The organism is Sporosalibacterium faouarense, from assembly GCF_016765695.1.
GTDB lineage: Bacteria > Bacillota > Clostridia > Tissierellales > VENL01 > Sporosalibacterium > Sporosalibacterium faouarense.
This window is the reverse complement of the sequence record NZ_JAETGO010000052.1, coordinates 18,674-27,253: the sequence shown is the minus strand read 5'-3', so window position 1 is coordinate 27,253 and position 8,580 is coordinate 18,674. Positions and strand designations below refer to the sequence as shown.

General features: G+C 34.4%; 8 protein-coding genes. All 8 read right to left on the bottom strand.

Annotation, left to right across the window (positions count from 1 at the left end; all coding sequences use genetic code 11):
* Window positions 1–84 precede the first annotated feature (84 nt).
* Window positions 85–1,338: a phosphoribosylamine--glycine ligase gene (purD, locus tag JMO20_RS10775; RefSeq protein WP_202709675.1), complete on the bottom strand. Its 1,254-nt coding sequence runs from the start codon at window positions 1,336–1,338 to the stop codon at window positions 85–87.
* Window positions 1,339–1,396: 58 nt separating this feature from the next.
* Window positions 1,397–2,932, bottom strand: a complete 1,536-nt coding sequence (gene purH / locus JMO20_RS10770; protein ID WP_202709674.1) for a bifunctional phosphoribosylaminoimidazolecarboxamide formyltransferase/IMP cyclohydrolase — start codon at window positions 2,930–2,932, stop codon at window positions 1,397–1,399.
* A gap of 45 nt (window positions 2,933–2,977) precedes the next feature.
* Window positions 2,978–3,604 carry a phosphoribosylglycinamide formyltransferase gene (gene purN / locus JMO20_RS10765; RefSeq protein ID WP_202709673.1) on the bottom strand — a complete coding sequence of 209 codons (627 nt, stop codon included), beginning with the start codon at window positions 3,602–3,604 and terminating at the stop codon, window positions 2,978–2,980.
* On the bottom strand, window positions 3,592–4,635 hold the full coding sequence (gene purM / locus JMO20_RS10760; protein WP_202709672.1) for a phosphoribosylformylglycinamidine cyclo-ligase: 1,044 nt from the start codon (window positions 4,633–4,635) through the stop codon (window positions 3,592–3,594). Before purM ends, purN begins: the two co-directional genes overlap by 13 nt.
* A 118-nt stretch (window positions 4,636–4,753) precedes the next feature.
* Window positions 4,754–6,157: an amidophosphoribosyltransferase gene (gene purF, locus JMO20_RS10755; protein ID WP_202709671.1), complete on the bottom strand. Its 1,404-nt coding sequence runs from the start codon at window positions 6,155–6,157 to the stop codon at window positions 4,754–4,756.
* 30 nt (window positions 6,158–6,187) lie between these two features.
* Window positions 6,188–6,892, bottom strand: coding sequence for a phosphoribosylaminoimidazolesuccinocarboxamide synthase (gene purC, locus JMO20_RS10750; RefSeq protein ID WP_202709670.1), 705 nt, complete (start codon window positions 6,890–6,892; stop codon window positions 6,188–6,190).
* A 1-nt stretch (window position 6,893) separates the two neighbouring features.
* The gene (purE, locus tag JMO20_RS10745; protein ID WP_243414716.1) at window positions 6,894–7,418 is read right to left on the bottom strand and encodes a 5-(carboxyamino)imidazole ribonucleotide mutase; all 525 of its coding nucleotides are present in this window, start codon (window positions 7,416–7,418) and stop codon (window positions 6,894–6,896) included.
* On the bottom strand, window positions 7,411–8,562 hold the full coding sequence (locus JMO20_RS10740; RefSeq protein ID WP_202709669.1) for a 5-(carboxyamino)imidazole ribonucleotide synthase: 1,152 nt from the start codon (window positions 8,560–8,562) through the stop codon (window positions 7,411–7,413). Before JMO20_RS10740 ends, purE begins: the two co-directional genes overlap by 8 nt.
* Window positions 8,563–8,580 lie beyond the last annotated feature (18 nt).

Sequence of the window (8,580 nt, the reverse complement as noted above, 5' to 3'; positions counted from 1 at the left end):
TCACCTTCGGTGTTCAGGACTTTCACCCTATAGACTGTGCCCATGCTGGGCACACCAAAATAATAGGATGGTCCCCCGACCACCCTATATTTCTCCAATATCTTTTCTATAAAACATTTTTTCAAAACTGATTTTTTCTATATTCTTATATACTTCTTTTCTTGCCTCATCTATATTATTACCTAAATAAGTAACAGCTAGTACTCTCCCACCATTGGTAAATAGTTCATCATCATGCTTTCTCGTTCCCCCGTGAAAGACTATGACATTTTCATGTGTATTATTTATTCCATTTATAACTTTATCCTTTTCATAATTAATTGGATATCCCCCTGAAGCTGCAATAACACATAGACAAGCTTTAGACGACCAGCTTAAATCACTTTTTTCAAGTGTTTCATCCATTGCAGATTCAAATACCTCAACTAAATCATTTTTAAGCCTGGGAATCACTACCTCTGTTTCTGGATCTCCCATGCGAACATTAAATTCTAAAACTTTTGGTCCACCCTCAGTAATCATTAATCCTATGAATAAAACTCCACTAAAACCTAGATTTTCTTCTTTAAGACCTGTTTCTATCTTATTTAATATTTCATCTTCAACCGTAGCAATTAGATCATCTGTAAAAATAGGATTTGGAGAAAAACATCCCATTCCTCCTGTATTCAAACCTTCATCACCATCATAAGCTTTTTTATAATCCCGTGCACTCTCCATAGGTATTAATCTATTTCCCGCTACAAAGCATAGTAAGGAAGCTTCAGTTCCACTTAAAAATTCTTCTATGATTATATTATTACCAGCTTCTCCAAACTTCTTATTTATTATCATCTCTTTTATTGCTATTTTTGCTTCTTCTTTACTATTGCATATAACTACTCCCTTGCCGGCTGCCAAGCCATCAGCTTTTATCACTAGCGGATAATCAAATTCATCTAGTCCTTTTAATGCTCCGTCAGCATTATCAAAGCTTTCATACCTACCAGTAGGAATCTGATATTTTGCCATAAAATCCTTTGAGAACTTTTTACTTCCTTCAAGTTTAGCAGCATTACTGCCAGGTCCAAATATTTTTAAACCTTCTTGTCTAAATTTATCGACTATTCCCCCTACTAAAGGAGCCTCTGGACCCACTACTGTTAAATCTATTTTTTCTTTTATAGCAAAGCCTAATAGCATATCTATATCTTCAGCCTTTATATTTACACACTCTGCCAAATCACTTATTCCGCCATTACCAGGTGCACAAAATATTTTAGATACTTTTTCACTTTGAGATAATTTCCACACCAATGTATGCTCTCTTGCACCACTTCCAATAACTAAAATCTTCATTTACATTCCTCCCCTCTAAATTTGTCATAATTTCCTGGGAAATATGTCGTATTGTAGATTAGTGTTTAAAATGCCTTATTCCTGTAAATATCATAGCTATTCCATGTTTGTTTGCCATTTCAATTGACTCTTCATCACGAACCGAGCCTCCTGGTTGAATAATAGCAGTTATTCCTCTATTAGCAGCAGCTTCTACACAATCACTAAATGGGAAAAAGGCATCAGAAGCCATGACACTACCATTTGTCCTTTCTCCAGCTTGCTTAATAGCATTTTCAAGAGCCCAAATTCTACTAACCTGTCCAGGCCCTATGGCAATAGTCCCTTCATCTTTAGCTAATACTATACCATTTGATTTAGTGTTTTTAACTGCTTTCCATGCAAATAATAAATCCCTCATTTCTTGATCATTAGGCTCTCTTTCTGTAACCACTTTTACAGCTTCTTCATTTATAAGATGATTATTTCTCTCCTGAACTAGAACTCCTCCAAGAACCTTTTTAATATCGTATGATCTATAGGATTTTTTCATTATATTAGAAAGCTTCAATATTCTAATATTCTTTTTAGATTTTAGAACTTCTAAAGCTTCATCAGTATAAGATGGTGCTATTACAACTTCAATAAAAATTTTATTTATTAGTTCTGCAGTTTTTGAATCTATTTCACTATTTGAAGCAATTATACCTCCAAAGATGGAAACTTTATCACATTCATAAGCCTTTTTAAAGGCTTCAACAATTGAATTACCACTACCTATTCCACACGGATTAGCATGCTTTACAGCTATGACTGTCGGCTCATTAAACTCCTTCAATATCTCAATGGCACCATTAGTGTCATTTATATTATTAAAAGATAGTTCCTTACCGTGAAGCTGAACTGCTTCTGAAAGGGTCCCTTCTGTTTCTTGAATGCTTGAGTAATATGCTGCTTTTTGGTGAGGATTTTCTCCATATCTTAATTCTTGTTTCTTTTCATATGTCAATGTAATTTGTTCAGGCATATCTATATTAGCTTTTTTATTAAAATAATCTGAAATAAGGGCATCGTAATGACTTGTATGCTGGAACACCTTCGCTGCTAAATATTCTTTAGTGCTATCTTTAATATTATCATTACTCTCTAATTCATCCAATACTCTTTCATAGTCGAAAGGGTCAACTATAACTGAAACGTATTTATAGTTTTTAGCTGCTGCCCTTAACATAGATGGCCCACCAATATCTATATTCTCTATAATTTCATCATGACTAACTCCATCCTTAAGTATTGTTTCTTTGAAGGGATAGAGATTATTAACTACAATATCGATAGGGTGAATGTCTAACTCATTCATTTTCTTTATATGCTCATCATTATCCCTGACAGCTAATAATCCTCCATGAATTTTAGGGTGTAAGGTCTTAACTCTCCCATCAAAGCATTCTGGAAATTCTGTAATATCAGATATATCTATAACTTCAATTCCTTCTTCATTTAATTTTCTAGCTGTTCCACCAGTTGAGATTATCTCCCAACCCAATTCTACTAATTTCTTTGCGAATTCTACTATTCCCGTTTTATCATATACGCTAATTAAAGCCCTCTTCATTCCTATTCCCTCCCTGATAAGTTTAAATAACTCTTCGTCTTTAGGTTATCTATTAATCAACACCCTACGCCCTTCAACTTTTAACTCATTTTCACAAAAAAGCTTAATTGCTTCTACTAAGACTTTATGTTCTACTGAAAGCACCTTTTTTTGTAGACTTTCTACGGTATCATCATCTTCAACCTTAACAACTTCTTGAAGAATTATTGGTCCTGTATCAGTTCCCTCATCTACAAAATGAACTGTTGCTCCAGTTACCTTCACTCCATAGTCAAGTACAGACTTGTGAACATTCTCTCCATAAAATCCTTTGCCACAAAAGCTTGGAATCAATGAAGGATGGATGTTTATTATCTTATTTTGGTATTTAGATACTAATTTTGTGCTTAATATTTGAAGGTATCCCGCTAAAACTACTAAATCAATATCTTTATTTTCAAGAATTCTTAGGATTTCATTATTGTATTCTTTATTATTATCGAAGCTATTTCTATCTATAAAACATGCATCTATATTATTCAATCTTGCCCTTTCCAGTCCATAGGCATTTTGTTTATTTGATATTACTGCTTTAATTTCACCGTTTATAACTTTATCTTCAATAGCCTCTATTATTGCTTGAAGATTTGTTCCTCCCCCTGATATCAGAACAGCCATCTTTATTGGTGACATATCTCTATTTCCCCTTCTCCTGTTTTAATTTCTCCTAATGTATAAAATTTTTCTTTTTTATCAGAAAGAAAGCTTTGAATATTATCAAGTTCATCTGGATTTACTGCCATAACAATACCTACTCCCATATTAAATGTGCCATACATCTCATCTATATCAATATTGCCTTGTTCTTGCATTATTTTGAAAATAGGAGGTGTGTCTATTGAGCTAGTATCAATACATGCTTTTAATCCTGCTGGAAGCATCCTAGGAATATTCTCATAAAAACCTCCCCCAGTTATATGACTAATTCCATTGATATTAAATTTTTCCACTAAATCGTATACTGGATTTGTGTAAATTCTTGTTGGCTTTAATAACTCTTCTCCCAATGTACAACCTAGTTCCTCAATATATTTATCAACTTTATAACCTTTGATATCAAAGAATAATTTTCTTATTAATGAAAATCCGTTACTGTGGACTCCACTTGAGGGTAGTCCAATTAATATGTCTCCATCTTGAATCTTAGAACCATCTATTATTTTATTTTTATCTACTATTCCCACTGCGAACCCAGCTAAATCATATTCTCCATCACTATATATTCCAGGCATTTCAGCCGTTTCTCCCCCTATTAAGGCACTTCCTGCTTTTACACAACCATTAGCTATACCCTCAACTATCATAGCAGTTTTTTCTGGCTTAAGCTTTCCAGTTGCTATATAGTCCAAGAAGAAAAGGGGTTTTGCTCCCTGACATAAAATGTCATTTATGCACATAGCAACACAATCTTCCCCTACAGTGTTATGTTTATCCATCATAAAAGCTACCTTTAGCTTTGTTCCCACACCATCTGTTCCTGAAACTAATATAGGCTGTTCATAATCTTCCTTATTTAAAGCAAATAGTCCGCCAAATCCCCCAACATCTGACACTACTCCTTCAGTAAATGTCTTAGTAATATGGCTTTTCATCAATTTAACTGCCTCATATCCTGCCTCTTTATCCACGCCAGAGCTCTTATAGGTTAGTTTTTGATTAGACATTTTAATGCCTCCCTTAAGTTTATACTGTTTATATCTTGCCCTCTTCTTATCCGTAATTGAAACTTAAAATTCATATTTCAAACTCAAATCTTTTCTAAAAATAAATTTAATTATTATTTTATCCCTTTGGCACTTCCATAGGATAATCTCCATTGAAGCAAGCAGCACAAAATCCTGTATTCATATCACTAATATTCCTTCCAGTGGATTTAATAAGTCCCTCCATGGAAATATAGCCGAGACTATCGGCATGTATTTGATCTCTTATCTCATCAACTGAATAATTAGCTCCTATTAACTTCTCTCTATTAGGTGTGTCAATCCCAAAATAACAAGAATATTTTACTGGTGGAGAACTTACCCTTACGTGTACTTCCTCAGCTCCTGCATTTTTCAGCATATCTACTAGACGTCTACTGGTAGTTCCCCTTACTATTGAGTCATCAACTAAAATTACCTTTTTACCTCTAACATTGCTTTCTAACACATTTAGCTTTAATCTTACTCCTTGCTCCCTTAACTCTTGATTGGGCTGTATAAATGTCCTACCTATATATTTATTCTTTATCAGGCCTTCACTATAAGGTATGCCTGATGCTTCTGCGTATCCTATCGCTGCTGCCGTTCCAGAGTCAGGTACTGATATAACTATATCTGCTTCTACAGGATGCTCCTTAGCTAGGATTCTTCCTGCTTTTCTTCTCGCTTCATATATGTTAATGTCATCTACTATACTATCTGGTCTGGAAAAATATATTAATTCAAATATGCATAATTGCTTTTTGCACCACTTATCATTTTGAATACTAGTTATTCCATTATCATCTATAACTACTATCTCTCCTGGGTCAACATCCCTAATTAATTTAGCACCAATCGTATCAAAGGCACAGCTTTCAGAAGATAAAGCATATCCATCTTCAGTTTTACCTATACAAAGAGGTCTAAGGCCATGAGGATCTCTAGCTCCTATAAGTTTATTGTCAGTCATGATCGTTAAAGCATAAGCTCCCTTTAAAAGTTCCATTACCTTCTTAATTGCATTCTCTATATCCGCTTTATGATATCTAGCCATTAAATTTGCTATAACCTCACTATCTGTAGATGTTTGAAATACAACTCCATCCTCTTCAAGCATTTCCCTAATTGTATTAGCATTAACAAGGTTTCCATTATGGGCAAGGGCAATACTCCCATTTCTGTATTTAACTACAAGGGGCTGGGCATTATATACGTGACTTTCTCCAGTTGTAGAATATCTTACATGACCAATTCCAATATTCCCCGCAAGTCTTTTGATAATTTCATCATTAAAAACCTCTGTAACTAAACCCATGTCTTTATGATATTGGATTATTCCATCATCATTTACTGCGATTCCTGCACTTTCTTGACCTCTATGTTGGAGGGCCAATAACCCATAGCAAAGCATAGATGATATATCCCTATCCTTTGAATCATATATACCTAAAACACCACATTCCTCGTTCAATTTATCATCAGTTGTGTAGCCATTAAACAAATGTCTCACCTCCTAAATGTAGCACTGCCTTTAAAAAAGAATTCTCCCTAACACTTCATTATATGCCTCTTCTACATCACCTAAATCTCTTCTGAATCTATCCTTATCAAGCTTCTTATTAGTATCGGCATCCCATAATCTACAAGTATCAGGTGAAACTTCATCTGCCAATATAACTTCTCCATCATGGGTTCCAAATTCTAGCTTGAAATCTACTAACTTAATATTTCTTTCTATGAAAAACCTTTTAAGTATTTCATTTATTTTTAATGAATATCTTTTAATCAATTGAATCTGTTCTTCTGTAGCTAAGTCAATGGCTTTAATATGATATTCGTTTATCATTGGATCTCCTAAGTCATCATTCTTATAACAAAATTCTAAAACTGGTTCCTTCATTTCAGTACCTTCATCTATGCCTAGTCTCTTGGCCAATGATCCTGCTGCCACATTTCTTACTATTACTTCTAGAGGTAATATCTCAACAGCTTTAACCATCATTTCTCTATCATTTAAAATATCAATGAAATGTGTTGGTATTCCCCTTCCCTCCAAGAGCTTAAATACCAAAGCTGACATCTTGTTATTGATTATTCCTTTCCCCACAATAGTACCCTTTTTTTCACCATTAAATGCAGTAGCGTCGTCTTTGTATCCTACGATATATCTTTTACTATCATCTGTCTTAAAGACTTTTTTAGCTTTCCCTTCATATATCATATCTTTTTTCATCATTTTACTTTCCCTCCTTAAGATAGTCCTTATATCCTATCTCTTCAAGATTGTCAGCTTTTTCTATCACACTTTTACCTAGGTCTCTCTTATAATTGAATACTTTTTCTTGCACTTCTGGTGTTTTCACCCCTACAATTTGTGCCGATAAAATCCCTGCATTACGAGCTCCATTAATTGCTACTGTTGCCACTGGAACACCACCAGGCATCTGAACTATGGAAAGCAAAGAGTCTAGACCACTTAAAGATGATGTTTTAATAGGGACACCGATTACAGGTAATTCCGTTAGTGATGCTATCATCCCTGGCAAATGAGCTGCTCCTCCAGCTCCTGCTATAATAACGTCAAGACCTCTAGACTTAGCATCCTTTGCATATTCCACTAATCGTTCTGGAGTTCTATGGGCAGATACTATTGTTAATTCATACCCGATATCAAAATTATCGAGTATCTCAGCTGCATCCTTCATAACTGGTAAATCTGAATCACTTCCCATTATTATTCCAACCCTTACATCTTTATTCAACTGAATTCACCTCCATTGAAATAGCCTTTAAAACCTTTTTAACTTTATTTGATTTATTAATAGCTTCATTAATATCCCTATCTACAACGGTTACATGCCCCATCTTTCTATAGGGCTTAATGTATTCCTTACCATAAATATGTGTGTTTACTCCTGGTATCTCCAGGACTTCCTTCAACCCTTGATAATAGGGATTACCATGCTGTCCTTCTTGCCCTAAGATGTTTATTACCACCGATGGAATTATCAGTTCTGTAGAGCCAAGGGGCATACCACAAATAGCCCTAATATGCTGCTCAAACTGTGATGTTATACATGATTCTATAGTATAGTGTCCTGAATTATGAACTCTTGGAGCAATCTCATTAATAAGAACATCTCCATCCTTAGTTAGAAACATTTCAATTCCGAAAACTCCAACTCCATCCAATCCTTCAATACATTTTATTGCCAAGTCTTTGGCTTTCTTTTCTATATCTTTATCTACTTTCCCTGGTGCAATTATCATATCGCATATATTTTCCTTATGATCAAATACCATTTCTACCACTGGAAAACATTTTGTTTCTCCCCTGCTATTTCTTGCAACCATAATCCCTAATTCTTTTTCAAAATCTACGAATTCTTCTCCAAAGCTTTCTCCCTTTAAAGCTTCCGAAAAACCTTCTTCATTCTTAACTACATAGACACCTCTGCCATCGTATCCCCCACAGCATGATTTTTGAACAAAGGGTAATCCTAATTCTTCTGCTGTTTCTTCAAGACTATTGATTCTTTTCCATTTGGATGTTGGTATATTATTTTGTTGAAGCATTTCTTTTTGCTTTGATTTATCCTTAATAGTTTCTAATAGCTTAGGTGATGGAAATATAGTGTTTCCTTCTCCTTCAAGTATAGATAAAATTTCTGTATCTATATTCTCTATTTCGAATGTAGTTACATCACACTGCTCTACTAATTCCCTTATTTTATCCTTATCATAAAAATCTCCTATAATATGATGATCAGCAATTTTACCTCCTGGAGCACAAGTCGATGGATCCAATACTAATACTGTAAAATCCATTTTTTTTGCTTCCTGAATAAGCATTTTCCCTAGCTGACCTCCCCCAATTATTCCAATTTTAAAGTCCTTTGGATTCATATTATACCTCCTCAATAG